This is a genomic window from Caulobacter sp. DWP3-1-3b2, from assembly GCF_049896325.1.
Taxonomy (GTDB): domain Bacteria; phylum Pseudomonadota; class Alphaproteobacteria; order Caulobacterales; family Caulobacteraceae; genus Caulobacter.
Genome location: NZ_JAFCUB010000027.1, coordinates 1 through 25,063 on the forward strand (window position 1 = coordinate 1; position 25,063 = coordinate 25,063).

Sequence of the window (25,063 nt, forward strand, 5' to 3'; positions counted from 1 at the left end):
CCGACACCTCCCCCCATGGGGGGAGGAACGGTGGCATGGTTAACCGTGCCTTAAGCTCCCGGCCGCAAACCGGACAAGAAGGCTTGGCACTCTGAAGCCTGTCGGACATCACGAGAGCACCCCCATGGACCGCCGCAAGCTGATCCTTTCAGGTATGGCCACCGCCGGCCTCGGGGGCTGCGCCAGCACGTCCCAGCCGCGTGACCCGTACAACGCCAAGGCTCCGGCCTATGACACCGGCGCGGCCGCCACCTATTCGGCCGACGAGATCATCCGCAACGGTTCGGACTTCCTGGGCGTGGCCGCCGAGACGGTCGGCGCAGCGGTCGAGCGGGTGTTCCGCGACAATGGCCAGCCCACCGGCTACATCGCCGGCGAGGAGGGCTCGGGCGCCATCGGCCTGGGCCTGCGCTACGGCCGGGGTCTGCTCTACATGAAGGGCCGGCCGACCCAGGAAGTGTTCTGGCAGGGCCCCTCGGTGGGCTGGGACTGGGGCGGCAACGTCAGCCGAGCCTTCACCCTGTGCTATAATCTGCAATATCCGGACGCCATCTTCCGCCGCTTCCCGGGCGTCGAGGGCACGGCCTATCTGATCGGCGGCCTCGGCGTGAACTACCAGCGCGCCGACACCATCACCCTGGCCCCGATCCGCGCTGGCCTCGGCCTGCGCCTGGGGGCCAATGTGGGTTATCTGGCCTACAGCCGGCAGCGGAATCTCATCCCGTTCTAGAGTTTTCAGGTCCTCCCCCTGCCCACAGGGGCTGAAAGCGGCGCCGCCAGTTCATGGCTAGTTTCCCCTTCGGCGCCCAGGGTCGAGGCGCCCGGCCGGCGTCGCGATTCGATCACTCTCGTCCCCATTGCAAAATATGCGGCGAAGCGCAGGATAGCGTCACGCGGTATCACGCGGAAAGCCCGGGGGGGGGGTAGAATGACGGCCGCGGCGATGACGACCCAACGACCGGCTGCCCAGGTCGGGCGCCGGTTCTATCTGATCATGGCCCTGGTCATGGCCGCCGTGTTGGTGGGCGGCTTTTCGCAAACCGTGCCGGGCGACTTCGCGCCGTCCCCCGGATTGCCGCTGCTGCTCCATATCCACGGGGCGGTCTTCACCTGCTGGGTGCTGCTGTTCGTGGCGCAGCCGGCCTTCATCGCGCGCGGGTCGCTGAAACTGCATCGCCAGGTCGGGATGTTCGGCGCGGTCCTGGCCGCGGCCATGGTCGTGATGGGCCTGGCGGCCACGCTCTTCGCGGTCCGCTACCACCGGGTGCCCTCGTTCTTTCCTCCCACCATCTTCCTGGTGATGAACGCGATTGGGATCCTGGTCTTCGGCGGCCTGGTGGCCGCCGGCGTGGCGCTGAGGCGCAGGTCCGAGTGGCACAAGCGGCTGATGCTGTGCGCCACCGTCTCGATCCTAGGACCGGGCCTGGGGCGGTTGTTGCCGATGGACTCTTTTGGCAAGGCCGCGCCGCTGGTGATGTTCGGCGTCATCGCCCTGTTCGCGTTCGCCGGCCCCGTCATCGACCTGATCGTCCGGCGGCGTATCCATCCGGCCTATCTGTGGGGGGTGGGTGCGATCCTGCTGAGCGAAATCCTCATCGGCCCGCTGGCGTTCGCACCGCCAACCCTGGCCTTGCTGAAGATCATCCGGCCCAGCTAGAGCATTTCCCGACCTGACTGCGTCAGGCCGTGAGCTCTAATCTTTTGTTTGGACGCATTTTTCTTCACGCGAACCGCAACCACTTCGCTCGAAAAATGCTCTAGCGGTTATCGGTTCGCGAACCTTGTTCAGGTGAAACGGTTCAGTCGAACATTTTAGCGGCTTCAGGCCAGTGTCACCGTCACGCTCTGCGCCACCATGTTGGCCCGGCCGAAGATCGTCAGGAACGCGACGTCCGCCGCGTCGCGGCCGTAGGCGATGCGGACCAGGCCGTCGATCGGCGCCAAGCCCGTGGGATCCAGCAGCCGCCAGCGGTCGCCGACGAACACCTCGGCCACGGCGTGGAAGTCGGGCGGGTGCAGGCCCAGGGCATAGACGCTGGCGACTCGGGCCGGAATGTCGCTGGCTCGGCACAGGGTGACGGCCAGGTGGGCGTAGTCGCGGCAGACGCCGGCGCGCTGGACATAGGTTTCCAGCGCCGTGGTCCGGGAGTCACTGCAGGGGATGTATTCCAGGTGGGCGGCGATCCAATCCATGATCGCGCTGACCCGTTCGCCGCCGCGCAAGCTGCCAAACTTCTGGCGGGCGATGGTCTCGAAGGTGTCGGACGGGCAATAGCGGCTGCCGCGCAGGAAGGGCAGGGTGTCCACCGGCAGTTCGGCGATGGGGTGCTGGTCCGAACCTGTCAGTTCCATCTCGCGCGGATCGATCTCGACCTCGGCGGTGTAGACCATGGACAGATGGCCTTGGTGGGTGAAGGCCACACGACGCTCGCCCGTCGTCGGGTCGTCGCGGCGGGTGACGACCAAGGGCGGGTCAAAGGTCAGGGTCTCGCCGATCACGCGCTGATCGGCGGCGACGGCGGCCTCGATCTGCAGCAGCGATTCAGAGCGTTCCGGGAACTCATAGTCCAGCCGTGCCTCGACCTTTACGCGCATCGTCAAACTCTCCCGGAGTGAACCGTGCCAACGGCTTGCCCGGGTGAAGGTTCAGACGGGCGTCCGGGCTTAGACGCGCTGTGGGTCGAAGAGTCCAGCTAGCCGCCCCACACCTGCTTCAAGCGCAGGTCACGGCCGCAGCCGGTGCGATACAGGTGATACTGAACAGCGTGGTTCTTGGCGTAGTCGCGGTGATAGGCCTCGGCTGGCCAGAAGGTCTTGGCGTCGAGGATCTGGGCCTTCATCCCGCCGGACTTCAAGCGCACGGCGGCCTCGGCGCGGGATTTTTCGGCGATCGGGCGCTGGGCGGGGGTGACGAAGACGGCGGGCTTGTAGGACGGGCCGCGGTCGCAGAACTGGCCGCCGTCATCGGTGGGGTCGACCAGTTTCCAATACTTGTAGAGCAGGAAACCGTAGTCGAGCTTGACGGGGTTATAGGTGACGCGCACCGACTCGTAATGCCCGCTACGTTCGCTTGTGACGTCTTCGTAGGTGGGCTTGGCGACGTGGCCGCCTGTATAGCCGGACTCCACCTTCAGCACGCCGGGAATGCCGCGCATGTCGTTCTCCATGCACCAGAAGCAGCCGCCGGCGAACACGGCGGTCTGGGTCTGGGTCGCGGGCTTGGGCGCGGCGGCGAGGGCGGCGCTCGGCATCAGCAGGACGGTGAGCAGGACGAGCAGGCGGCGGATCATCGGGTGGCTCCAGGGTGCGTACCGATAGATACGGACGAGACCGCCGAAAGGTTACATCCCTATCGCCAGCCGAACCCGACGCTGCGCACCGAAGGCGCGGCGGCCAGGCGCGCGGCCAGGACCTGGGCGCGGTCGTCGCCCTGGTCGTCGATCTCCATGCGGATGGAAAGGCCCGCGCCGTCCGGCTGGGCGGTCAGGGAGCGCAGGCGGGTTTGCTGCACATTGGCCACGCCCAACACCCGCATCAGGGCGTCGGGCGTGTCGTCGGCGATCACCAAGAACAGACGGCGTTTGTCGTCGTCCGGTTTCACGGCCGCACCCACTGATGTTCGACGCTGGCCGAGGTGACGCCGGGCCAGGCGGCCAGGTCGCGGGCCAGCAGGCGGGCGGCCTGGTCGCTGAGATGGCGCACCCGTAAGGAGCCTTCGACGATCTGGCCGACCGGCTTCATCGACAGACCGCACAGCTCGGCGCCGCTGTCGGCCAGGCCCTGGCGGACCGCGTCCAGGGCGGAGTTCGCATCCTGGGCGGCCAGCAGCAGCTGGTGGATGGTGACGCCTTGGTGGTCGGAGTTGAAGGCGGGTGGGGAAGGCAGGTAGCTCATGGGTTCAAGGTCCTTGGATTTGAGAGGAGGACCGACGAGCGCACAGCAAAAACCCCGCTCCTTTTCGGAAGCGGGGCTTTGCGGATCTTGCGATCTTCGGCGGTGTTGCGGGTCTAGTCCGCGCGCCTGTGCTGCCCCGTCCGAATCCGAACGGTTTTAATCTTGGCCTGCATCATAATGGCGCGCGTACAGGAGATCGCGAGCCCGGCGGTGAGGCCGGTCGCGATCAGAACGGTCATGGCCAGCTGCGCGTGCATCTTGGCGAACGGACTCCGTGTACGGCTTTACAGGTAGCGCGGGGTTGGGCGCTGCGCAAGGGGCGGCCGTTGCGGCGCGGCGTTTGGTCCAGACTGCGCAAGAAATATGCGACGGCGCCAACTTGTAAGTCCTCCCCCTGTGGGGGAGGACCTATGTCCTACGACCTCAACGTCCCGCCCACCTTCTCCACCGCCGCCACGATCTTGCCCGACAGCGCCTCGATCTCAGCCTCCGTCAGGGTCTTGTCTCGCGGCTGCACCACCACCTCGAGCGCCACCGACTTGGAACCCTCCGGCACGCCCGGGCCCTGATAGACGTCGAACACGCGCACCGCCGTGATCAGCGCCTTGTCGGCGCCGGCCGCAGCCCTCACCAGGTCGCCCGCCGCCTTGGCCTTGTCGGTCACGAAGGCGAAGTCGCGGGTCAGGGGCATCAGCGCCGAGGGGCTGAAGGCGGCGCGCGCCTTGAGGGCCCTCTTCTTGGGCTCGGGGACGGCCTCCAAGGTAATCTCGAAACCATAGACCGGGCCGGCCACATCCAGGGCCTTTAGCACCGCCGGGTGAAGTTCGCCAAACTCGGCCAGCACCGCCTTGGGGCCCAGTTGCAGGCGCGCCGAGCGGCCCGGATGCCACCAAGCCGAGGCTGAGCCCTGTGCGGTCTGCAAGGACGCGACCGGCGCGCCGATCTCCTCCAGCAGGGCCATCAGATCGGCCTTGACCGAGAACAGGTCCTCGGCCGGAGCCTTGGCCCAGCCACGCGGCGCGCGGGGGACGAGGATCGCGGCGATGGGGGTCTTCTGGTCCTGTGGGCGATCGCCGAGGAACACCGGGCCGATCTCGAACAGGGCGATGTCCGAAAAGCCCTTGCGGGCGGTGCGGCCGGCCGCCTCGATCAGGTTGGGCAGCAAGGAGGGGCGCATGCAATCCAGGTCGGCGGCGATCGGATTGGCCAGCACCAGCTGCGCCGCGCCGCCGCCGAACAGCGCCGCCGTCTTGCGGCTGGTGAAGCTGAAGGTCAGGGCCTCGGCATAGCCGGCGGCTGCCAGGGCGCGGCGGGCCACGCGGACGCGGGCCTGCTGGGCGGTCAGCACGCCGCCGACGGCGCGGGGAACCTCGGGCAGGGGCGTGGAGGGCAATTCGCCATAGCCGGCGATGCGGGCCACTTCTTCCACCAGGTCGGCCTTGCCGTCCACGTCGCGGCGGAAGGTCGGCGGGGTGACGCAGACCAGGCTCTCGGCGTTCATGGCGAATGCGGTGGTCGAGACGTCGCTGGGGGGGGCGATGGCGAAGCCCAGGTCAGTCAGAATCTTCAGGCTGCGCTCAGGCGTGATGGCCAGGCCCGACAGCTGCTCGACATAGGCCGGGTCGAAGAGAATCGGGCCTGGCGCTTCGGGCGCTTGACCGGCCACCACGACCTCCGAGGCCTCGCCGCCGCACAGCTCGAGGATCATCCGGGTCGCCAGCTCCAGGCCAGGCACGACCGAGCCGGTGTCGACCGTGCGGGCGAAGCGGTACTGGGCGTCGTTGTTGATGCCGGTGGCGCGGCCGGTCTGCGCGATGCGGATCGGCTCGAACCAGGCGCTTTCCACGAAGACCTCGGTGGTGGCGTCCGAACAGCCGGTGCTCATCCCGCCCATGACGCCGCCCAAACCGATCGGGCGATTGCCGGCGGCGTCGGCGATGACGCTCATCTCGGACGTGATGTCATAGGTCTTGCCGTCCAGGGCGATCAGCTGCTCATCCTGGTGCTCGGCGGGCGAGGGCTGGTCGCCGGGAGTGACCTGCGCCTTGCCGCGTCCCAGGCGCGCCTCGATGACGTTGCCGACCAGCAGCTTGGCGTCATAGACGTGCAGCGGCCGGGCCCGGTCATAGGAGATCAGGTTGGTGATATCGACCAGGGTGTTGATCGGGCGCAGGCCGATGGCCTTCAGCCGGTCGGCCAGCCAGCCAGGACTTGGACCGTTGCGGATCCCCCTGATCAGCCGGCCGCTGAAAACCGGGCAGGCGTCGCCATCGACCTTGATGCTGATCGGGCAGGGGAAGGTTCCCGGCACGGGGGCGATCGACTGGTCCTTCAATGTCCCGACACCGACGGCGGCCAGGTCGCGGGCGATGCCGGCCACGCCCAGCCAGTCGGGGCGGTTGGGGGTGACCTCGAAGTCGATGACGGCTTCCAGGCCGAGCGCCTGGCTCGCGGGCGTGCCGACGGCGAGATCATCGGACAGTTCCAGTATGCCCTCGGCGCCGTCGTCGGCCTCCAGCTCGGAGCCCGAGCACAGCATGCCGTTCGAGACGACGCCGCGCACCGGCTTCTCGACCAGGGTGACGCCCAGGCCCGGCACATAGGCGCCGATCGGGGCATAGATGGTGGTCAGGCCAGCCCGGGCGTTGGGCGCGCCGCAGACGATCTCCTTGCGGCCGTCAACGGTGTCGACCTGGCAGACGCGCAGGCGGTCGGCGTTGGGGTGCTGGACCGCTTCCACGATCTTGGCGACCGTGAAGGCCGCCAGCTTGGTCGCCGGATCGGTGACGTGCTCGACCTCGAGGCCGGCCATGGTCATGGCGGCGACGACGGTGGTGGCGGACGCCTCGGTGTCGAGGTGATCCTTGAGCCAGGAGAGGGTGAATTTCATGGGTCTACCGGTTCTTCAGGTACGTGCGGGTCGCGCTCAGGATCTCGTCGGCGCAGACAGGCAGGGTGGCTTCGGTGCAGGTCGCCTCGCCGACGAGCGGCGCGGCGCCAGCGCGGGAAATCGAATAGGGCGCGGTGGCATGGAGCGTGCCGCCATCTTGGCGCCAGGCGAGGTGGTTGGTGATCTCCACCTTCACAAGGCCTTCGCCGGACTGCGCCAGGCTAAAGTCCTTCGCGGCGCCAAACGCCTTTTCCAGGGCGTCGAAGTTGCGATTGGTCAGGCCGTCGTCGCCGACCTTCCACAACGCGACCGGCGTCGCGGCAAGGGCGGGCGAGGCGGCGAGGACCGTCAGAGCCAGGCTGGCGACGCCGAGCGCGCGCATCAGCTAAGCCCGCTAGCCGCGTTCGGCGCGGCGAAGGCGCTGAAGCCGTAGTGGGCCAGCCAGCGGCCGTCGGACGACCACATGTCGCGCAGGTCGGGCATGCCGTATTTCAGCATGGCCAGCCGGTCGACGCCCATGCCGAAGGCGAAGCCCTGGTACTCGTCGGGATCGATCCCACAGGCCCGCAACACGTTGGGATGGACCATGCCGCAGCCCAGGATCTCGAGCCAGCTCGTGCCCTGGCCGATCTTGATCTCGCCGCCCCTCTCCCCGGGTTTTGGGCGGTCGCACTGCACATCCATCTCGGCCGAGGGCTCGGTGAACGGGAAGTGGTGGGGGCGAAACTGGGTGGTCACGGCGCCCGTCTCGAAGAACCGGGCCAGGAAGGTCTCCAGGGTCCACTTCAGGTGCCCCATGTGGATGCCCTTGTCGATCACCAGGCCCTCGACCTGGTGGAAGACCGGGGTATGGGTGGCGTCGTTGTCGACCCGATAGGTGCGGCCGGGCGCGATGATGCGGATCGGCGGGGTCTGCGACACCATGGTCCGCACCTGTACGGGGCTGGTATGGGTGCGCAGCAACAGCTTCTCGCCGTCTTCCTTCTCGTTGAAGAAGAAGGTGTCGTGCATTTCCCGCGCCGGGTGCTTGGGCGGGAAGTTCAGGGCCGTGAAGTTGTGGAAGTCATCCTCGATATCGGGACCTTCGGCCACGGCGAAGCCCATCTCGGCGAAGATGGCGATCATCTCGTCCAGGGTCTGCATGGTGGGGTGAACGCTGCCCTTGCGGCGATAGGGGGCGGGCAGGGTGAGGTCCAGGGTCTCGCTGGCGAGGCGCGCGTCGAGGGCGGCGGTTTCCAGCGCGGCCTTCCTGTCGCTCAGCGCCGTCTGCACGCGGTCGCGCAGCACGTTGATCGCCGCGCCGCGTTCCTTGCGCTCGTCGGGGCTCATGGCCCCCAGGGTCTTGAGCAGGCCCGAGATCGAGCCGGTCTTGCCCAGGGCGGACACGCGCACGGCGTCCAGGGCGGCGAGGTCGCCAGCGGCGGCGACTTGCGCCAGCACGTCGGCTTCGAGAGGTGTGAGATCGGTCATGACGGGGTTCCGTCTAGGCGGTTTCGGGGGCTGTTGGAACTAGCGACTGACGTCATTTCCCTCCTCCTGGAGGGGGAGGGGCAGGGGAAGAGCGTTCCGCCGAGGCCCAGACGGCAAAAAGCCCCCCGGCTCACACCGGAGGGCTTTTCCAGATCGCGATCGGGCGGGCCCGAAAACAGACCTTAGGCGGCCAGGGCGGTGCGGACCTTGTCGGCAATGACCTTGAACGCAGCCGGGTCTTGACCCGCGATATCCGAGAGGACCTTGCGGTCGATCACGATACCCGCCACGTCCAGGCCGTGGATAAATTGCGAGTAGGTGAAGCCCTCGACGCGGGCGCCGGCGTTGATGCGTTGGATCCACAGCGACCGGAAGGCGCGCTTGCGCACCTTGCGGTCGCGATAGGCGTACTGCCCGGCCTTGTCGACGGCCTGCTTGGCGATACGGATGGTGTTCTTGCGACGGCCGTAGAAACCCTTGGCCTGTTCAAGAACCTTCTTGTGCTTGGCGTGGGCGGTGACGCCCCGTTTGACGCGAGCCATATCTCAGCGCTCCTCTTAAAGGCCGTAGGGCATGTACGAACGGATGGTCTTGGTGTCCGAAGCACTCATGACCTTCGTTCCGCGGTTTTGGCGGATGTACTTGCCGTTGTGGCCGATCAGACGGTGACGCTTGCCGGCGACGCCGGCTTTCAGCAGGCCCGTGGCCGTGATCTTGAAGCGCTTCTTGGCGCCCGACTTGGTCTTCAACTTAGGCATTTCGCGTCGGAGCGTTTAACCGCCCCGTCCTCTAGAGAAGCATGACGAACCGCCATGGCATGCCATTAGCCAGGCGGTTCCGGAAAGGCGGGGTTAGTACGGGAAAGGGGCGGCGAAGGCAAGAGCCGTCTCCGCCCCTCGGCCCGTCGCGCTGTCGGTCAGTTCGGCGGATTGTGCTTTTCGAGGAAGGCGACGGTTTCCGACAGCATCTGCTGGCGGGTGCCCTCGCGCGAGAGCCAGTGGTCCTCCGCCTTGAGGGTCACGAACTCGACAGGCTTCTTGGCCTTTTCCAAGGCGCGGCGCATGGCTACGCTCTGATCGTAATAGACGACCGTGTCATCCTTGCCGTGGATCAGCAGCACAGGGCCGTCGGCCTTGTCGGCGAAATTGACGGGGGAGCGTTCCCGGAGCTTGGGGTCCGACGACCGCTCGACGCCCATATAACGTTTCCAGTAGCGCACGGCGGTGCTGTCGGGGCCGCTCTGGCTGCTCTCCTTGGCGAGCATCTGGGCCATGTCCGAAACTCCGGCCACGGCGACGGCGCAGCGATAGACACCCTTGTCCAGGGTGATGCCGGCCAGGGCCGCGTAGCCACCATAGCTCGCGCCGGCGATGCAGACCCGCTTGGGATCCACGACGCCCTGTTGCGCGAGGTAGCGTACGCCGTCCGACAGGTCGGTTTGCATCTTGGCGCCCCACTCGCCATAGGCGGCCTCGATAAAGGCGTGACCGTACCCTGACGAGCCGCGGAAGTTGGCCTGCAACACGGCGTAGCCACGCGAGGCCAGGGCCTGGGCCCACCAGTCGAACCCGGCGGTGTCGCGCGACTGCGGCCCGCCGTGCGGCATGACGATCAGCGGCAGGCCTTTGAGTGCCCTACCGTTGGGCAAGGTCAGGTAGCCGCTGATCTCCAGGCCATCGGCGGCCTTGTACTTGATAGCCTTCACCGTCGCGATGTCGGCGCTGGTCAAGGCGGGATAGGCCGCGCCGATCCGCTTCACCTTCTTAGCGCCCAGATCGACGAGATAGTAGCCGCCCGGCTCTCCAGTACCCTCCACATAGACGATCAGCTTGGCGTAGTCGGGCGTGTTGGAGGTCAGGCTCACTTGGCGTCCGGCGAACACCTGACGCACCTGGGGCCAGATCGCCTTCAGGCGCGGCTCGAAGAAGTCATATTCGGTGTAGACGTCCGTATAGGACAGACCCACCAGTCGACGCTCTTCGTCGGTGATCGTGCCGAACGGTTTGTCGGGGCCGAAAAACTCGCCCTGTTTGCCATCCGCCAACGCGAACGGCGCCAGGCGCCACCGGTCGTTCTTCTCGTCCCAGAGGGTGAGGATAACCGACTTCTCGTCCAGCGACCGACCCACGAGGTCGGGCTGATCAATGGGCGCGATTTCGCTATAGGCCTGTTCCCAGCCGCCATGACGCAGTTCGAGCCGCCAGGCGCCGTCCTTGGCGCGATACTTGACCCGCGCCAGGACTGTCCCGTCGGACTTGGCCAGGAATTCCTTGGTCTCCGCGTCGCCCATCTGTTGCTTGCGCGCCATGCCCGTTTCCGGGTCCATGCGGTAGAAATCCAAATGGCCGTCGTCCTGCCAGCTCTGCGCCTCCTTAGCGTAGAGGCTGGCCCAGATCACAGGTTTGCCTTCCAACGTGCCGCCATGCGGCGTGTCCATCATCACGTTGAGGACCGATTGTTCCGAACCGCTGGGCAGTTGCACCATCGCGCCGGTCTTCACGTTCAGGCTCAGCGCCTGATACCATTCGCCGACATAGGCGATGTTGGCGATACCGACGGTTGTCGAGACCTGAATCATGACATGAGTGCCGTCGACCCAGCTCACCGCCCTCACCTTGCGCGGGCCTAGATTGGCCGATTGCAACACCGTGCCGTCCAGCCCCATGGCGACGACGGTGGCGGCGCCGCCCTCATTGGCGATGTAGGCGATGTCGGCGCCATTCGCCGAGATCGAGACGTCGCTCATAGCCGGCAGGCGGCCATAGGCGTCGATCGGCGACGCCACCGCCGCGCCAATTCCGACCAACGCGGCCAAGGCGGCGCCCGCGAACAACTTCAACATGAAAACCCCCGAACTCTACCCGTCTGGGGTAACCCGGCCAAGGTAGAGCTGTCCAGCCTATGCCGCCGCCTTGGCCCTGTGCTCGATCGTCAGGGCGAAGGCGATGGCCGGGATCATCAGCGCGGCGCCGAACCAGTAGGGCCCGCCGATGGCCAGGCCAAACAAGGGGCCGGCCAGCATGGGTCCGCTCATCCGGGCCAGCGAGCCGGCGGCCATGTTCAGGCCCAGCAGGGCGGGGGTTGAGAGCGTGGACATCGGGCCGCGCGGGTTACGCCAGATCATGCGCCCTGGCGACTGCTGTCTGAAATTTCACCGGGCGTCTTTGGCCGGTCAGTTCGGCGGGTTGTTCTTCTCCAGGAAGGCCACCATCGCGGTCAGCATCTGCAGTCGCGTCGCGCCTCTGGATAGAAAGTGATCCTCGCCGTCGAGCGTGACCAGTTCGACCGGCTTGCCCCCCTTCTTCAGGGCGTCGACCATCAGGGTGCTCTGGACATAGGGAACGGTGGTGTCGTCCTTGCCGTGGATCAGCTGCAGCGGGATCTCGATCTTGTCGGCCATCTTGGCCGGCGAGATCAGGGCCAGGTCGGGGTCCTTGAGGCCATCGGCGCCCATGAACCGCAGCCAGTAGCGCTGAGCCGAGTTATTGCCCGTCTCGAAACGCTTGCTGCCGTCGACCACGAACCGCTTGAGGTCCGAGAGGCCGGCGACCGACGACGCGCAGCGATAGACGCCGCGATCCAGCGTTGCGCCGGCCAGGGCCGCGTAGCCGCCATAGCTGGCGCCGACGATGCAGACGCGCGTGGGGTCGATTGTCCCCTGCGTGGCCAGATAGCGTACGCCGTCCGACAGGTCGGTCTGCATGGTCTTGCCCCACTGGCCGTAGCCCTTTTCGAGGAAGGCCTGGCCAAAGCCGTCCGAACCGCGGAAATTGGGCTGCAGCACCGCATAACCGCGCGAGGCCAGGGCCTGGGACCACCAGTCGAAGCCCGGCATATCGCGCCACGCGGGACCGCCGTGCGGCAGCACCAACAGCGGCAGGTTCTTGGGCTCCTTGCCGCGCGGCAGGGTCAGATAGCCGGTGATCTCCAGGCCATCGGCGGCCTTGTACTTGACCGGGCGAACCTCGGAGACGCCGTCGGGCGTCAGCTTGCTGTAGATGTCGCCCAGCCAGCGGGCGCTCTTGGCGTCCAGATCCACCAGCGCGTAGGCCGGGCCCAGGGTAGGCGAGTCGACTTTGACCACCACCTTGCGCCGGTCATCCGACCAGGATTCCAGCGAGACCTGGTCGCCGGGAAAGGCCTTGCGCACGGCGCTCCAGTTGGCCTGGGTCTTGGTGTCGAAGAAGGTATAGCGGCGCTCGTCGCCGACCAGGCTGTAGCCACCCAGCAGGCGCGAGCCGTCGGGCGCTTGGATCGGGCTGTCGTAGTCGCCGCTGCCCGGCACGTCGACGTGGCCGCCGTCTGAGGCGTATTCGCGCAGCAGGGTCTTGTCGGTGTCCTCGTCATAGGCCCAGACCAGCACGCTGCGCCCGTCGCGCCCCATGCCTTTAACGCCAAAGGAGCCCATCTTCGAGACGGTCTTCTCGACCGTGGTCCAGCCGCCGTCGCCCTTGACCTTCAGGCTCCAGGCGCCCTGTTTTTCGTCATAGATCGACTGGGCCAGCGGCTGACCCGCAGGGGAAACCAGCCAGTCGTCGGTGTTTTCGCTGCCGCCGCTGTCCAGCATCTTGGTGACGCCGGTCTTCAGATTAACCCGGTAGAGGGTGTTCCAACCGCGATTGTCGTTGAAATGCACGCCCTCGACGAAGGCTTGGGGTACGCCGTCGATGAACCGCACGTCGGGCGTTTCCAGAATGACGTTCATCGCGCCTTCCTGGTTTTTCAGCAGCAGGGTCTGCTTCTTGGTGACCAGGTTGAAGTCGAAGCCCATCAGATATTCGCGCTTGGGCCCGCTCAGACCAAAGACCTCGGCGGTGCTTGAGGTGGTGATCAGCACGTGCTCTTGCCCCGCCCACTGCACGGCGCGCAACTTGGTGTTTCCGAAGTTCATGGCGCTGAGCAGTTTGCCGCCCTCGGCCGCCTCACGGACGACCAGCATCCGCTTCTCGCCGTCGGTCACCGCGATCGCCAGGAGCTTGCCGTCAGGCGAAATCTCCACCTGTTCCAGGTTGCGCAGGCCGCCATAGACCGACAGAGGCGTCACCTCGGCCTGGGCGACGCCCGCCAAGGTGCTCGCCATGGCGACGCAGGCCGAAACGACGGCCAGAAAGCGTTTCAAAACTTAGGACTCCCCGATACCGGGGGCAACCTGCCCATTGTCGCGCTTGTTTGCAAGGTGCGGTTGCGGGCGGCTGGGCAAGGAAAAACGCCCCGGCCGATGGGCCGGGGCGTTTTGCAGAATGGGCCTGAAAGCCTGGTCCTAGCGCGGGGCCAGGATCATGATCATCTGGCGGCCTTCCATGCGCGGCTCGTACTCGACCTTGGCGATCTCGTCGAAGTCGGCCTTGACCTTCAGCAGCAGCTTCATGCCCAGCTCGGGATGGGCCATTTCACGGCCGCGGAAACGCAGGGTCACCTTGACCTTGTCGCCTTCCTCGAAGAACCGGCTCATCGACTTGGCCTTCACGTCATAGTCGTGAATGTCGATGTTGGGGCGAAGCTTGATTTCCTTGAGCTCGACGATCTTCTGCCGCTTGCGGGCCTCGTTCTTCTTCTTCTGCTCCTGGAACTTAAACTTGCCATAGTCCAGGATCTTGCAGACGGGAGGGTTCGCGTTGGGAACGATCTCGACCAGGTCCAGGCCAGCTTCCTCGGCCGCTTCGAGCGCGGCCGAAATCGGCATCTCGCCTTGCTTCTCGCCATTGTGGTCGATCAGCAGGACGCGGGGGACCCGAATGTCTTCGTTGATACGCGGACCATCCTTGACGGGCGGCGTTTGCATAGGACGGCGAATAGGGCGGCTCCGGTGTTGTTTAAGGGCGTTTGCACCACGATAGCATGAACGTAGCGCTATGGCGTTGAATAGGTTCGCGCGGCGCCCTGGGGACGCCGCGTTCGCCTAGTGATATATGACGAAGGAGTCCCGCGCTATCAAGGCGCCGCGCGTCCAAGGCCCCGCTTTTTGGGCCTTGTCGTGTCAGGAACGGGTAGGGGAGCGAGGCGTTCGGTCGGGCTGGCCTTCATTTCCAGCCGTGATCCGTTCAGTCCCGATGACCATCTCCCCCGTGGCGGCCCCCGTCGCCTCCGCCTCCGCGCCCGCTTCAGCCGCGCGCCATACGCCGATCGAGGACGTCCACGCCCTGCTGATCGGCTCCAGTTTCATTGCCGTGGGCCTGACCCTGCTGAAGGCCGCGGGCCTGTCGACCGGCGGGGTGGCGGGGGTGGCGCTGATCATCTCGTACCTAACCCACTGGCCGGTCGGGGTGCTGTTCTTCCTGATCAACATTCCGTTCTATGTTCTGGCCCAGCGCACCCTGGGCTGGGTGTTCACGGGCAAGACCCTGGTCACCAACCTGCTGCTGATGGGCCTGGCCTGGTCCATGCCGCACTGGCTGAAGATCACCGGCGTCGACCCGTTGTTCGCCGCGATCTTCGGCGGCACGATCATCGGCATGGGGATCCTGGCCCTGGCGCGGCACAAGTCCAGCGTCGGCGGCATCGGCGTGCTGGCCCTGTGGCTCTACGAGAAACGCGGGATCAGCGCCGGCAAGGTGCAGATGGCGTCGGACTGCGTGATCGTGGTCGCGGCCTTCGCGGTGATCTCGTGGGACAGGCTGCTGCTGTCCATCCTGTCGGCTGTCGCGCTCAGCGTGGTGATCATCGCCAATCACAAGCCTGGGCGGTACGAGGGGTATTGAGATCGGAACTGAGCTGGGGACATTCACTTGTGCGTGTCCCCACTCGGAGGCATGACGCCAAGACCCGGGGACACGCACAAGTGCATGTCCCCGCCCGGTCCTCAGTGCGGTAGCAGCGAGATCGCGGCGCTGGCCACGGTGCTGACGGGCAGGGCCTTGAGGTCCGGCGAGCGGATCACCGCCACATGGCCGCGCGGGCCGCACAGTTCGGGATCGGAGGCGTCGGAGAACAGGGCGATGGTCGGGGCGCCGGCGGCGGCCAGCAGGTGGGTGGGGCCGGTGTCGTTGCCGATCGCCAGGGCCGCCTTGGCGCCCAGCACGGCCAGTTGGGCGAAGTCGGTGCGGCCGGTCAGGTCGCGGGCCTGGCCGACCGCCTTTTGGATCTGGCGGGCCATGGCGCTTTCCTGCGGGCCGCCGATGATGACGATATCCAGCCCCCGCGCCTTCAGCAGCGCCGCGAGCTGCGCATAGCTCTCGACCGGCCAGCGCTTCTCGGGCCGATGGGCCGAGCCGCCCGGCACCAGTAGCACATAGGGCTTGGCCGCCGTCGCGCCAGCCACTGGGCCGCGGGGCTCCTTGGTGCGGCGCAGAATCCAGGTCAGGTCCGGCGGCGGGGCGCTGCCGGGCTCGGTGGGGGCGTCGGGCCAGATGCCAGCTTGCTTCAGCTGGTCGGCCTGCCGCTCCAGGGTGTGCATGTGGTCGCGGGCCTTGCCGCGCTGGGGCAGGGCGCAGCCCGTGGCGATGCCCGACCACTGTGGCGGAAAAGGCCGCAGGGCCTGAAAGTACCAGTTGCTGCGGCTGTTGGTCTGCAGGTCATAGACCCTGTCGTAGCGCGCCTTGCGCATCCGGCCGAGCATGGCTGTCAGGTCGCCGAAATCGCCGGGCCGCCCGTCGGTCTCGATGGTGTTGAAATAGGGCGACAGCCTGGCCAGGGCTTCGAAGGGCGGGGTGGTGAGCAAGGTGATCTTGGCGCGCGGATGGGCCTCGCGAATCTTCTTCATCGCGGCCAGGGCCAGTACGAAATCGCCGAGGGCGCCCAGCTTGATGACCAGGACCTTCTTGACTTCCTTGCTCAACTCTTCGTCTCCAGAACGCGCGCGTAGACCTTGAGCGTTGCTTCGACCATCGCGTCAACAGAATACAATTTACGGGCGCGGGCCCGGGCCGCCATGCCCATGATCTGACGTCGCGCCGCGCCCGCCTCGCAAGCGTTGGACAGGGCCTCGGCCCAGGCTTCCGGGTCGCCCGGCTTGACCAGCCAGCCGGTGTCGCCGTTCAGCACGGTCTCGCGCGCCGCCCCATGATCGGCGGCCATCACCGGCTTGCCCATCACCTGCGGCTCGACCGCCGTGCGGCCGAAGGCCTCGGGCTCCAGCGAGGGCGCGATGGCCAGGTCGGCGACCAGATAGGCGGCCGGCATGTCGTCGCAATGGCCGCACAGCTTGACGCTGTCCTGCAGGCCCGCCTGCGCGATCATGTGTTCCAGCTCGGCCCGATAGGCCTTGCGGCCCTGGTCGTCGCCGACCAGCAGCAGCAGGATGCGCAGCTCGCCGACGGCCTTGAGCTTGGCCAGGGCTTCGATGGCCAGGGCCTGGCCCTTCCAGCGGGTCAGCCGGCCGGCCAGCACCACCTTCAGGCGGCGATCCTCGGACGATACGCCCCAGGCCTTGCGCAGCGCGTCGACCCGCTCGGCCGAGACCAGGCCGGGCTCAAACCGGGTCAGGTCGACGCCGCGCGGGATCGCCACCACCTTGTCGGGCAAAATGCCGTGCTCGGCGATGACGTGGGCGCGGGTATATTCGGAATTGGCGATCACCAGGTCGCCCTTGGTCATCACCGCGTTGTACCAGCGCTTGAGGCTGGACTTGGCGTTGTAGACTCCGTGATAGGTCGCGATGAACGGCACCTTCGTCGCGTGGGCCGCCCACAGGGCGCTGAAGGCCGGAGCGCGCGAGCGGGCGTGGACCAGGCTGACCTTTTCACGGCGGATCAGGTCGACCAGGCGGGCGGCGTTGCCCAGCATGATCAGCGGGTTCTTGGTCTGGGCCGGCATCTGGGCCAGGCGACCACCATCGGCCTGAAGGCGCGCGGCCATCCGTCCGCCCTTGGTGGCGACCAACGCCTTGCCGCCCTGGGCGATCACGCCGTGGGCCACGTCGATCGTCGTCTGCTCGGCGCCGCCCGTTTCAAGCTCCGGGGTCACTTGCAGAAGCGTGAAATCATCGGGGAGAATGGACACGCGTTGCTCTGGCGAGGGTTACGGGGTCGTAGTTATCGAAATGAACAAGGCCGCGCCATGACCGATTCCGTTGAATACCACGCCCGAGACGACAATTTCAGGTTGGCCTATCACAAGGTTATCGGCGATGGCCCGACCGTGGTCTGGCTGGGCGGCTTCCACTCGGACATGACGGGGACAAAAGCGCAGGTTCTGGCCGACCAGGCCCAGGCCACCGGCGGCGGCTTCGTACGCTTCGACTATTTCGGCCACGGTGCATCGGACGGCGATTTCGCCGAGGGCACCATCAGCCGCTGGCGCGAGGACGCCCTGTCAGTGATCGACGACCTGACGACGGGCCCGCTGGTGCTGGTGGGCTCGTCGATGGGCGGCTGGATCGCGTGTCTGGCGGCCATCGCCCGGCCCGAGCGTGTCAAGGCCATGGTGCTGATCGCCCCGGCTCCGGACTTCACCGAAAAGCTGATGGAACCCGAACTTTCCGCCGAGGCCAAGACGGCCATCGCCCGCGACGGCTTCTGGACCCGGCCTTCCGACTACGAGGACGGCGGCTATCCGATCACCCGCGAACTCCTGGAAGACGGCGCGCGCTGGTCGATCCTGCAAGGCGCCGTGCCGATCGACGTCCCCGTGCGCGTTTTGCAAGGCGGTGCCGATCCGGATGTGCCCTGGACCCACGCCCTGGAACTGGCCAACAGCCTGACCTCAAGCGACGTGGTCTTCACCCTGATCAAGGACGGCGATCATCGGCTGTCGCGGCCCCAGGACCTGGAGCGGCTGGTGGCGGCCGTGGCCGAGGCGCGGTCACGGGTCGCGACGGAAGGCGAAGGCGACCTGGTCTCCCGCCGCCTCGCCCGAGCCGCCCGCCTCCGCGGTGCGCCGAACCTGGAGGCCCTGGCGCCGGCGCCGTGGGCAAGCGCCGAGGAGGAGTAGGGCGACCCTAGCCCCCGCCCGCCAAAATCGCCGCCAGCCCCTCTCGATAGGTCGGATATCTCGGCCGCCAGCCCAGCTCGGCCTTGGCCAGGGCGTTCGAGACGCGCTTGTTCTCGGCGTAGAAGCGGCGGGTGGCGGGCGACAGGCCCAGTTCGTTGAACGGCAGGTCGGGCGGTACGGCCACGCCCAGCAGGCCGGCGGCGTGTTCCATGACATCCTGCGGCGGGGCCGGTTCGTCGTCGCACAGATTATAGACGCCGCCCGCCCTGGGCCGGTCCAGCGAGGCCAGCAGGCCGGTGACGATGTCGTCCAGATGGATGCGGCTGAACACCTGGCCAGCCTTGACTATACGCCGGCCCTCGCCGGCCCGCAGGCGGTCCAGCGCGCTGCGGCCAGGGCCGTAGATGCCGGGCAGCCGGAAGGTGGTCACGGTCAGGCCCATGCCGCGCCCCACCTCCTGCCAGTCGCGCTCGGCGCCGACCCGGCGGGCGCCCTCGACCGACTGGGCCTTCAGCGGCGAGCTTTCGAACACCCAGCGGCCCTCGAAGTCGCCATAGACCCCGGTGGTCGACAGATAGCCGATCCAGTCGGGAAAGGCCTGGGCCGCGGCCAGGGCGGGGATCACCGCCTGCAGGCCGGGGCAACCCTCGGCGGTGGGCGGGGCGGTAATCAGCACGGCGTTGACGCCGGTCAGGGCGGCGGTCATCGCAGCGCGGTCGTTGGCGTCGATGGTCTCGATCCCAAGGGCGCGCAGCGACACGGCGCGGTCAGCGCCCCGCGTCGTCCCGACGACGCTCCAGCCCTTCGCGACCAGGGCCTTGCAGAAGGCCAGGCCGACATAACCCAATCCGAACACGAACAGACGCAAACGCTAAGTTCCTGAAAATGAGGGGCGGAATGAACGGGCAAAACGAGCCTCGGCGCAACCCCAGTTCCTCCCCCACAGGGGCCCCTGTGGGGGAGGTGTCGGCGCAGCCGACGGAGCGGGGAGTGATTGGACGCGGGCCACGAACAAGATCGACGACCCCAATACTCCCTCCACCGGCCTTCGGCCGCCTGCCCCAAAGGGGGAGGAGTTTGCAATGTCCACCATCATGCGCCGCAACCCTCCCTCAGACCGCTTGCCAACCGCGGGGCGCTCTGCCATAAGCCGCCTCCTCGTCGCGGGGCGCTGTTTCAGCCCTCGCCGATGCGGGCGTAGCTCAGTGGTAGAGCACAACCTTGCCAAGGTTGGGGTCGAGAGTTCGAATCTCTTCGCCCGCTCCATTCTCCGGATTTCGGGGCGTGGAACGAGACCCAGAAGATCCCGGATGCGGGCGTAGCTCAGTGGTAGAGCACAACCTTGCCAAGGTTGGGGTCGAGAGTTCGAATCTCTTCGCCCGCTCCAATTTCCTCCCCAGAATTTGAAGCGTGACGCATCCGGTGGGCCTTGAGTGCGCTGCGGAACCCACTGTGAAGCTAGCCGTTTCTAAACGGCGTTCACCTGCGTCGGGCCGGTGAAGGTGTAGGAACGGCACATGACTCGAATGAACCTTGGACGCGCTCGCCTGGCCTCTATGACGGTCGCTGCGGCGGCGCTTATGCTGGCTGGCCAGGCGCACGCCCAGGCAAGAGCCAAGATCCAGGAGACCGCAGCCGAGCGCCAGATCCAGGCGGAGGATCCGAGCAGGGATCCGGGCAAGGTCCCCGCCAAGGTGGTGCAGAAGAAACCCGCCGACGAGACCAACGAAAGCTGGAAAGACGGCGCGCGCAAGAAGACCCTGGAGATCGGCACCCAGCCGGCTCGCGACGTCGGCGTGATGAAGCGCGACGTACCGCCGATCCTGGCCAAGGCCGCCAGCGACCCTTACAACATCAAGGGCCTGAAAACCTGCAAGGCGCTGGCCGCCGAGATCGCCAGCCTCAACGGCGAACTCGGCCCCGACTACAACGTCGGCAACGAGTACAAGGAAAACCGCGTCGGCCGTCTGGCCGAGGCGGGCGGCAAGACCGTGGTCAACGCCATCATCCCGTTCCGCGGGCTAGTGCGCGAAGTATCCGGCGCCGCCCCCGCCGAGCGCCGCATGAACGCCGCCCTCGACGCCGGCTTCGCCCGTCGCGGCTTCCTGCGCGGCGTCCACGCCAAGCAAGGCTGCAAGACGACGTTCTAGCCGTTTGGGCGGCGCCGCGATTCCTGCTCTAACCGCGAGGCTTTAGCGGGGAACTTCCAATGTTCAAGCGCGTCCTTGTAGGTCTGGCCTTGACCCTCGCCCTGAATGGCGCGGCGGCCGCCGCGACGCCCAGCGCCGCCGACCCGCTGGATCAGGCCGTCAAGGCCTATGAGGCCGCCGGAGCGGGCGAGGACGACGGGGAGGGCGGGGCCGACGAGGCTTCGCGCTTCAAGTTTCCGCCAGTAGGACCGGCCGCCGACGCCACGCGTAAGGCTCAGCTGACGGCCGCCCGCCAGGCCCTGGACGGCGTCGACCTGGCCGGCCTGACCCCCGACCAGCGCCTGACCCACGCCATCCTTAAATGGAGTCTCGACGAGCGGCTGGCGGGCCTGTCTTTCGACGAGGCGCGGATGCCGTTCAACACCGACGGCGGCTTCGACGTGACCCTGCTGTACCGCGCCAACGGCATGCACCTGAAGAGCGAGGCCGAGGCGCGCCAGTGGATCGGCCTGCTGGCCGCCACGCCCGACTGGTACGCCGCCAATATCGCCAACGCCCGGCGCGGGATCAGCACGGGCTTTGTCCAAGCCGTCCCGACCGCGCGGGCCGTGCTGGACCGCGCCCGCCGAACGGCCGCCACGCCGCTGGTCGACGAGCCGCTGCTGGCCCCGCTGCGCGACCTGCCCGCGTCCATCCCCGCCGATCGCCGCGCCGCCCTGCTGGCCGACGGCGCCAAGGTGCTGGCCGACAAGGTGGCGCCGGCCCGCGCGGGCTTCGTGACCTTCCTGGAACAGGAATACCTGCCGCATGCCGCCAAGAGCCTGGCCGCGACCGACCTGCCCGATGGCCAACGCTACTATGCCTTCCTGGTGCGCCGCCATACCACCACGACCATGACGCCCGACGAGGTCCACGCCCTGGGCCTGTCGGAGGTGGCGCGCATTCGCGGCCGGATGCAGACGGTGATGCGGCAGGCGGGCTTCACGGGCGACCTGCCGGCCTTCATCGCCTTTCTGCGCAAGGACCCGCGCTTCTACGCCACCAGCCGCCAGCAGCTGCTGGAAAAGGCCAGCGAGATCGCCAAGCGGGCCGACGACCAGCTTCCGGCCCATTTCGGGACCCTGCCACGCCTGACCTATGGCGTGCGCCCCGTGCCGGCCAGCATCGAGCAGGGCTACACCACCGGCCGCTATTTCGGCGGCGACCCCAAGACCGGCCGGGCCGGCGGCCTGATGATCAACACCTCGGCGCTCGACCAGCGCGGCCTCTATGAGTTGCCAGCCCTGGTGCTGCACGAGGGCGCGCCAGGCCCTCACATCCAGACCTCGCTGGCCCAGGAACAGACCGGCGTCCCGGACTTTCGCAAGACGGTCTATTTCAACGCCTATGGCGAGGGCTGGGGCCTTTACTCGGAATGGCTCGGCGAGGAGATGGGGCTCTATCGCGACCCCTATGAACTGTTTGGCCGGCTGTCCTACGAGATGTGGCGGGCCTGCCGGCTGGTGGCCGACACGGGCCTCCACGCCAAGCACTGGACGATCGACCAGGCCAAGGCCTGTTTCGTCGAGAACACCGCCCTGTCGCCGGTCAATATCGACGTCGAGGTGGCCCGCTACATCTCCTGGCCGGGCCAGGCCCTGGCCTACAAGGTGGGAGAACTGAAGATCCTCGAACTGCGCCACCGCGCCGAGGCCGCGCTGGGAGACAAGTTCGACGAGCGTGCCTTCCATGACGCGGTGCTACTCAACGGCTCGCTGCCGCTGGCGGTGCTGGAGGCCAAGGTGGACGCGTGGATTCTGGAGCGGAAGAAGGGCTAAAGAGGTGTCTCATAAGCAAGAAATCGGCATTTCAAGCGTTTTGGTTGCTGCGCCTTTTGTGCATGTTGTAGTTGTCTCAGTGTATTTGTTTTTTTACTGCATTGGATTTGGGGCAAACATCTCATCATTCTTGAAAATAGACGACCTATTTGCGACGTCATTCCAGTCTATCATTAGGATATACATAACATCTTTAGCTATACCCGTAGTGGTGGTGTGGCTCAGGTATGCTTCTGGAACGCCATTTGCGACGACCGCTATCGATCGGTTCGATGGCGAGGCTCGCTCGGCTGCGGAGGCGCATAACAATCGCATGAAGAGAATTATACTCTTTGGCGCTTTAGTTATATCCACAATATCAATAATTGGCCTCGCTTGGAACTTATACCATGGAGTGTATATCGGATATTTTATTTTTTGGCAGTCCAATATCTTACTATATTACATATTAATATATAGGTATAAACATAGAATGGGACTGACCGATTTTTGGCATGAATCTGTAGTTATTTACACGTCTCTACTCATATCTGCTGCGTCTTTGGGGTTAGACGGCGGTCATATTGATAGATCGTCCTCATATGTCGATGCGATCGCTCGCAATTCAAGATGTGATGACGGACTCATAATTCGAAAAATTGGCGATATGTATCTATCCACAATGCCTGATGACTCTAAAGCCTTACTATCAAGCGAATGTAAGATTCTGATATTTATACCCAAACCCCCGATAGGATATCTGAAGTGATGTTAGAATTGGACTGTCAGCGGAGCAGAGTAGCATAATGGCGCGCATCACCGTCTTGGGCGAATGCATGGTCGAGCTGTCGCCGGAGGGCGATGGGCTCTACCGGATGAGCTATGTCGGCGACACCTTCAACACCGCCGTCTACCTGGCCCGGCTGGGCGACTTGGTCGCCTACTGCACGGCGCTTTGGCCAAGACGACCCCTTCAGCGAGGGCGCCCTGGCGGCCATGCGGCGCGAGGGGCTGGACACCCGGCTGGTGCGCGAGGCCGAGAACCGGCTGCCGGGCCTCTACGCCATCGTGTTGGACGACAACGGCGAGCGTAAGTTCCACTACTGGCGCGAGCGGGCCCCGATCCGCGACCTGTTCTCGCAGCATACCGCCGACCAACTGATCGCCGCGGCCAAGGCCAGCGACCTGGTCTATCTGTCCGGCGTCACCCTGGCGGTGATCGGCGACATCGGACGGGCGCGGCTGAAGGATATTCTTGCCTATGTCCATTCGCTGGGCGTGGCGGTGGCCCTCGACTTCAACTACCGCCCCGCCCTGTAGCCCAGTCCAGAGCCGGCGCGCGAGGCGCTCGATGGCGTCGTACCGTCCTGCCGCTACATCTCGCTGAGCAGCGAGGACAGCCGCCCGCTCTGTGGCCGCGAGGCCGAGGACCTGGCCGCCGAATGGGCCGCCACCGGCGCCGGGGTGGTGGCGCTTGACGAGAGCCATGCGGTCAATGTCCACACCCCCGAAGGCCGCATCGCCACGCCCGCGCCGCAGCGGGTCAAGGCGCTGGACACCACCGGGGCGGGGCGACAGTTTCAACGCCGCCTACCTGCACTCGCGCCTGGCCGGACTGGCCATCGAAACGGCGGTGATTCGCGGCCATGAGCTGGCCGCGGCGGTCGTCGGCTGCAAGGGCGCGATCCTTCCGAAAGCGTCGATGCCCGTTTGGACGCGGGGATAGAGGGGCTCCCACCTGAGTACAATCAAAGGTTTATATTCCTACTAGACGCGCGTAATAGGAAAGTTATCCTCTACCCCGGAATATCGGCCTAGGCTGATGGTCAGACGGCGTCATTGGGGCGTCGACCACTGGGGGTGGTACATGATTGCTCAAGCGCTCGAAGACCTGTGGGCGATCACGCCCGACCCGCGTCGCGACCGATTGGCCGCGGCCTTCGTCACCCATACCGTGGCCCTGGCCACCGGGGTGTCGCCGTCCGAGATCGCCTCGGTCGGCCGCACCAGCAAGGCGGCGGCCCGCGCGCGGCAGATCGCCATCTATCTGGCCCACGTCAATTTCAACTGGCCGCTGCTGCGCGTGGCCCTGGCCTTCAACCGCGACCGCACCACCTGCGGCCACGCTTGCCACCGCATCGAAGACATGCGCGAGAACGCCGCCTTTGACGCCCAGATGAACGCCCTGGACGCCTGCGTGAAACAGGCGCCCGACACCATCCCCGACCTCACCTGTCACCAAGGCGCGCGGCGGTGAGCGGTGTCTTCGAGCGTGAACTGGAGGCCGAGCGCCTAGCCGCCCGGGCGGCGCGGCTGCTGCAGCGGCCCGGCGCGCTGCTAGAGGTGAAGGGCCTGGGCTACGCCGTACGCTTCGGACCGCGCCAGCGGGCGATGCTGGCCATGGACGAGGCCGCCTTTCGGGCTCTGGCGCGTGAGTGGGGCCTGATTGTCCGGCGCGAGGGCGGTTGGCGGTTGGCCCCGCTCCAGGGCCCGGCCTTGCCGCCCCCCGGCCGTCCTGGCGTCATCGAGGGTGAGCGGGTGGTGATCGAGGGCAGCAGCGCCCACGTGGTGTTGAAGGCCAATCTGGGCGAGTCCCCCTTGGCCTGGCTGGCCCGACGCGGCGGCATCGAGCCCGTCGAGATGGCGGCGGGCGAGCGGCTGCGCGAGGACTTCCAAAAGGCCGGCACGCTGGGCCGTCTGACCATGAACTGGGACGCCCAGCCACGTTCCGCAGGTGGCGGCCAACGCCTTGAGCCGGCGTTGCGGGCGCGGGCGGCCAAGGACCGGATCGCTGCGGCCCTGGCGGCGGTGGGTCCGGGACTGCGGGAGATGCTGGAGCGGGTGTGCCTGGCCGAGACCGCGCTTCAGGCGGCGGAACGTGAGTTGGGCCTGCCCAGGCGGTCGGGCAAGACGATCCTGAAATTGGCGCTGCAGCGACTGGCGAGCCACTACCGGATGGCGTGATTAGCGCGGGCGAAAGGGGGACAAACGCTCAA

24 protein-coding genes, 2 tRNA genes and 2 pseudogenes are annotated in these 25,063 nt (G+C 66.5%); 11 read left to right on the forward strand and 17 right to left on the reverse strand.

Features of this window, described 5'->3' with window-relative positions; genetic code table 11:
- Positions 1-124 precede the first annotated feature (124 nt).
- Together ACP7AG_RS15580 and ACP7AG_RS15585 are read left to right on the forward strand one after the other, a co-directional pair.
- Positions 125-730 (forward strand): DUF1134 domain-containing protein, encoded by a 606-nt coding sequence (locus tag ACP7AG_RS15580; RefSeq protein ID WP_426012996.1) that lies wholly within the window; start codon positions 125-127, stop codon positions 728-730.
- 198 nt (positions 731-928) lie between these two features.
- Entirely contained in the window at positions 929-1,657 is a 729-nt protein-coding gene (locus tag ACP7AG_RS15585) for a hypothetical protein (RefSeq protein WP_426031908.1), read from the forward strand.
- Positions 1,658-1,821: 164 nt separating this feature from the next.
- On the opposite strand, the gene ACP7AG_RS15590 is transcribed toward ACP7AG_RS15585, so the two are convergent.
- The 14 genes and pseudogenes from ACP7AG_RS15590 to infC form a co-directional block, all read right to left on the reverse strand.
- Positions 1,822-2,595, reverse strand: coding sequence for a transglutaminase-like domain-containing protein (locus ACP7AG_RS15590; protein ID WP_426031910.1), 774 nt, complete (start codon positions 2,593-2,595; stop codon positions 1,822-1,824).
- Between the two features lie 98 nt (positions 2,596-2,693).
- Positions 2,694-3,287, reverse strand: coding sequence for a peptide-methionine (S)-S-oxide reductase MsrA (gene msrA / locus ACP7AG_RS15595; protein WP_426031978.1), 594 nt, complete (start codon positions 3,285-3,287; stop codon positions 2,694-2,696).
- A gap of 62 nt (positions 3,288-3,349) precedes the next feature.
- The gene (locus ACP7AG_RS15600) at positions 3,350-3,613 is read right to left on the reverse strand and encodes a hypothetical protein (protein ID WP_426031912.1); all 264 of its coding nucleotides are present in this window, start codon (positions 3,611-3,613) and stop codon (positions 3,350-3,352) included.
- Entirely contained in the window at positions 3,598-3,894 is a 297-nt protein-coding gene (locus tag ACP7AG_RS15605; protein WP_426012989.1) for a hypothetical protein, read from the reverse strand. The genes ACP7AG_RS15600 and ACP7AG_RS15605 overlap by 16 nt, the downstream gene beginning before the upstream one ends.
- 113 nt (positions 3,895-4,007) lie before the next feature.
- Positions 4,008-4,151, reverse strand: coding sequence for a hypothetical protein (locus tag ACP7AG_RS15610; RefSeq protein WP_426031914.1), 144 nt, complete (start codon positions 4,149-4,151; stop codon positions 4,008-4,010).
- Positions 4,152-4,309: 158 nt separating this feature from the next.
- The gene (gene pheT, locus ACP7AG_RS15615; protein WP_426031916.1) at positions 4,310-6,784 is read right to left on the reverse strand and encodes a phenylalanine--tRNA ligase subunit beta; all 2,475 of its coding nucleotides are present in this window, start codon (positions 6,782-6,784) and stop codon (positions 4,310-4,312) included.
- 4 nt (positions 6,785-6,788) lie between these two features.
- A complete protein-coding gene (locus ACP7AG_RS15620; RefSeq protein WP_426012986.1) occupies positions 6,789-7,166 on the reverse strand; it encodes a hypothetical protein in 378 nt (125 codons plus the stop codon).
- Complete coding sequence (pheS, locus tag ACP7AG_RS15625; RefSeq protein WP_426031918.1) at positions 7,166-8,254, reverse strand: phenylalanine--tRNA ligase subunit alpha; 1,089 nt, start codon at positions 8,252-8,254, stop codon at positions 7,166-7,168. Before pheS ends, ACP7AG_RS15620 begins: the two co-directional genes overlap by 1 nt.
- A gap of 182 nt (positions 8,255-8,436) precedes the next feature.
- The gene (gene rplT / locus ACP7AG_RS15630) at positions 8,437-8,796 is read right to left on the reverse strand and encodes a 50S ribosomal protein L20 (protein ID WP_426031920.1); all 360 of its coding nucleotides are present in this window, start codon (positions 8,794-8,796) and stop codon (positions 8,437-8,439) included.
- 15 nt (positions 8,797-8,811) lie between these two features.
- Positions 8,812-9,012, reverse strand: coding sequence for a 50S ribosomal protein L35 (rpmI, locus tag ACP7AG_RS15635; RefSeq protein ID WP_012285249.1), 201 nt, complete (start codon positions 9,010-9,012; stop codon positions 8,812-8,814).
- Positions 9,013-9,170: 158 nt separating this feature from the next.
- Positions 9,171-11,096: an alpha/beta hydrolase family protein gene (locus ACP7AG_RS15640; protein WP_426031922.1), complete on the reverse strand. Its 1,926-nt coding sequence runs from the start codon at positions 11,094-11,096 to the stop codon at positions 9,171-9,173.
- Positions 11,097-11,153: 57 nt separating this feature from the next.
- Positions 11,154-11,327: pseudogene (locus ACP7AG_RS15645) on the reverse strand (MFS transporter); the annotation flags it as partial.
- A 99-nt stretch (positions 11,328-11,426) separates the two neighbouring features.
- On the reverse strand, positions 11,427-13,334 hold the full coding sequence (locus tag ACP7AG_RS15650; RefSeq protein WP_426031980.1) for an alpha/beta hydrolase family protein: 1,908 nt from the start codon (positions 13,332-13,334) through the stop codon (positions 11,427-11,429).
- A gap of 180 nt (positions 13,335-13,514) precedes the next feature.
- The gene (gene infC / locus ACP7AG_RS15655; protein ID WP_426012979.1) at positions 13,515-14,036 is read right to left on the reverse strand and encodes a translation initiation factor IF-3; all 522 of its coding nucleotides are present in this window, start codon (positions 14,034-14,036) and stop codon (positions 13,515-13,517) included.
- A gap of 268 nt (positions 14,037-14,304) precedes the next feature.
- On the opposite strand from infC, the gene ACP7AG_RS15660 reads away from it, so the two are divergent.
- Positions 14,305-14,952 (forward strand): YitT family protein, encoded by a 648-nt coding sequence (locus ACP7AG_RS15660; protein ID WP_426031924.1) that lies wholly within the window; start codon positions 14,305-14,307, stop codon positions 14,950-14,952.
- 101 nt (positions 14,953-15,053) lie between these two features.
- On the opposite strand, the gene ACP7AG_RS15665 is transcribed toward ACP7AG_RS15660, so the two are convergent.
- Together ACP7AG_RS15665 and ACP7AG_RS15670 are read right to left on the reverse strand one after the other, a co-directional pair.
- On the reverse strand, positions 15,054-16,028 hold the full coding sequence (locus ACP7AG_RS15665) for a glycosyltransferase family 9 protein (RefSeq protein ID WP_426012976.1): 975 nt from the start codon (positions 16,026-16,028) through the stop codon (positions 15,054-15,056).
- On the reverse strand, positions 16,025-17,191 hold the full coding sequence (locus ACP7AG_RS15670) for a glycosyltransferase family 4 protein (protein ID WP_426031926.1): 1,167 nt from the start codon (positions 17,189-17,191) through the stop codon (positions 16,025-16,027). The genes ACP7AG_RS15665 and ACP7AG_RS15670 overlap by 4 nt, the downstream gene beginning before the upstream one ends.
- Before the next feature lie 57 nt (positions 17,192-17,248).
- Between ACP7AG_RS15670 and ACP7AG_RS15675 the strand changes: the two genes are divergently transcribed.
- Positions 17,249-18,121 (forward strand): alpha/beta fold hydrolase, encoded by an 873-nt coding sequence (locus ACP7AG_RS15675; RefSeq protein WP_426031928.1) that lies wholly within the window; start codon positions 17,249-17,251, stop codon positions 18,119-18,121.
- A 7-nt stretch (positions 18,122-18,128) separates the two neighbouring features.
- On the opposite strand, the gene ACP7AG_RS15680 is transcribed toward ACP7AG_RS15675, so the two are convergent.
- Positions 18,129-18,989 (reverse strand): SDR family oxidoreductase, encoded by an 861-nt coding sequence (locus ACP7AG_RS15680; RefSeq protein WP_426031930.1) that lies wholly within the window; start codon positions 18,987-18,989, stop codon positions 18,129-18,131.
- Positions 18,990-19,312: 323 nt separating this feature from the next.
- Between ACP7AG_RS15680 and ACP7AG_RS15685 the strand changes: the two genes are divergently transcribed.
- The 7 genes and pseudogenes from ACP7AG_RS15685 (at position 19,313) to ACP7AG_RS15715 (ending at position 25,031) form a co-directional block, all read left to right on the forward strand.
- Positions 19,313-19,387, forward strand: a tRNA-Gly gene (locus ACP7AG_RS15685).
- Positions 19,388-19,433: 46 nt separating this feature from the next.
- Positions 19,434-19,508: transfer RNA gene (locus tag ACP7AG_RS15690), tRNA-Gly, on the forward strand.
- Between the two features lie 130 nt (positions 19,509-19,638).
- The gene (locus ACP7AG_RS15695) at positions 19,639-20,271 is read left to right on the forward strand and encodes a hypothetical protein (protein ID WP_426031932.1); all 633 of its coding nucleotides are present in this window, start codon (positions 19,639-19,641) and stop codon (positions 20,269-20,271) included.
- Positions 20,272-20,330: 59 nt separating this feature from the next.
- Positions 20,331-22,088 carry a DUF885 domain-containing protein gene (locus tag ACP7AG_RS15700; RefSeq protein ID WP_426031934.1) on the forward strand — a complete coding sequence of 586 codons (1,758 nt, stop codon included), beginning with the start codon at positions 20,331-20,333 and terminating at the stop codon, positions 22,086-22,088.
- Positions 22,089-22,873: 785 nt separating this feature from the next.
- Positions 22,874-23,793: pseudogene (locus tag ACP7AG_RS15705) on the forward strand (sugar kinase).
- 141 nt (positions 23,794-23,934) lie between these two features.
- Entirely contained in the window at positions 23,935-24,324 is a 390-nt protein-coding gene (locus ACP7AG_RS15710; protein ID WP_426012965.1) for a helix-turn-helix domain-containing protein, read from the forward strand.
- Entirely contained in the window at positions 24,321-25,031 is a 711-nt protein-coding gene (locus tag ACP7AG_RS15715) for a DUF6456 domain-containing protein (RefSeq protein ID WP_426012964.1), read from the forward strand. Before ACP7AG_RS15710 ends, ACP7AG_RS15715 begins: the two co-directional genes overlap by 4 nt.
- The last annotated feature ends 32 nt before the right edge of the window (positions 25,032-25,063 follow it).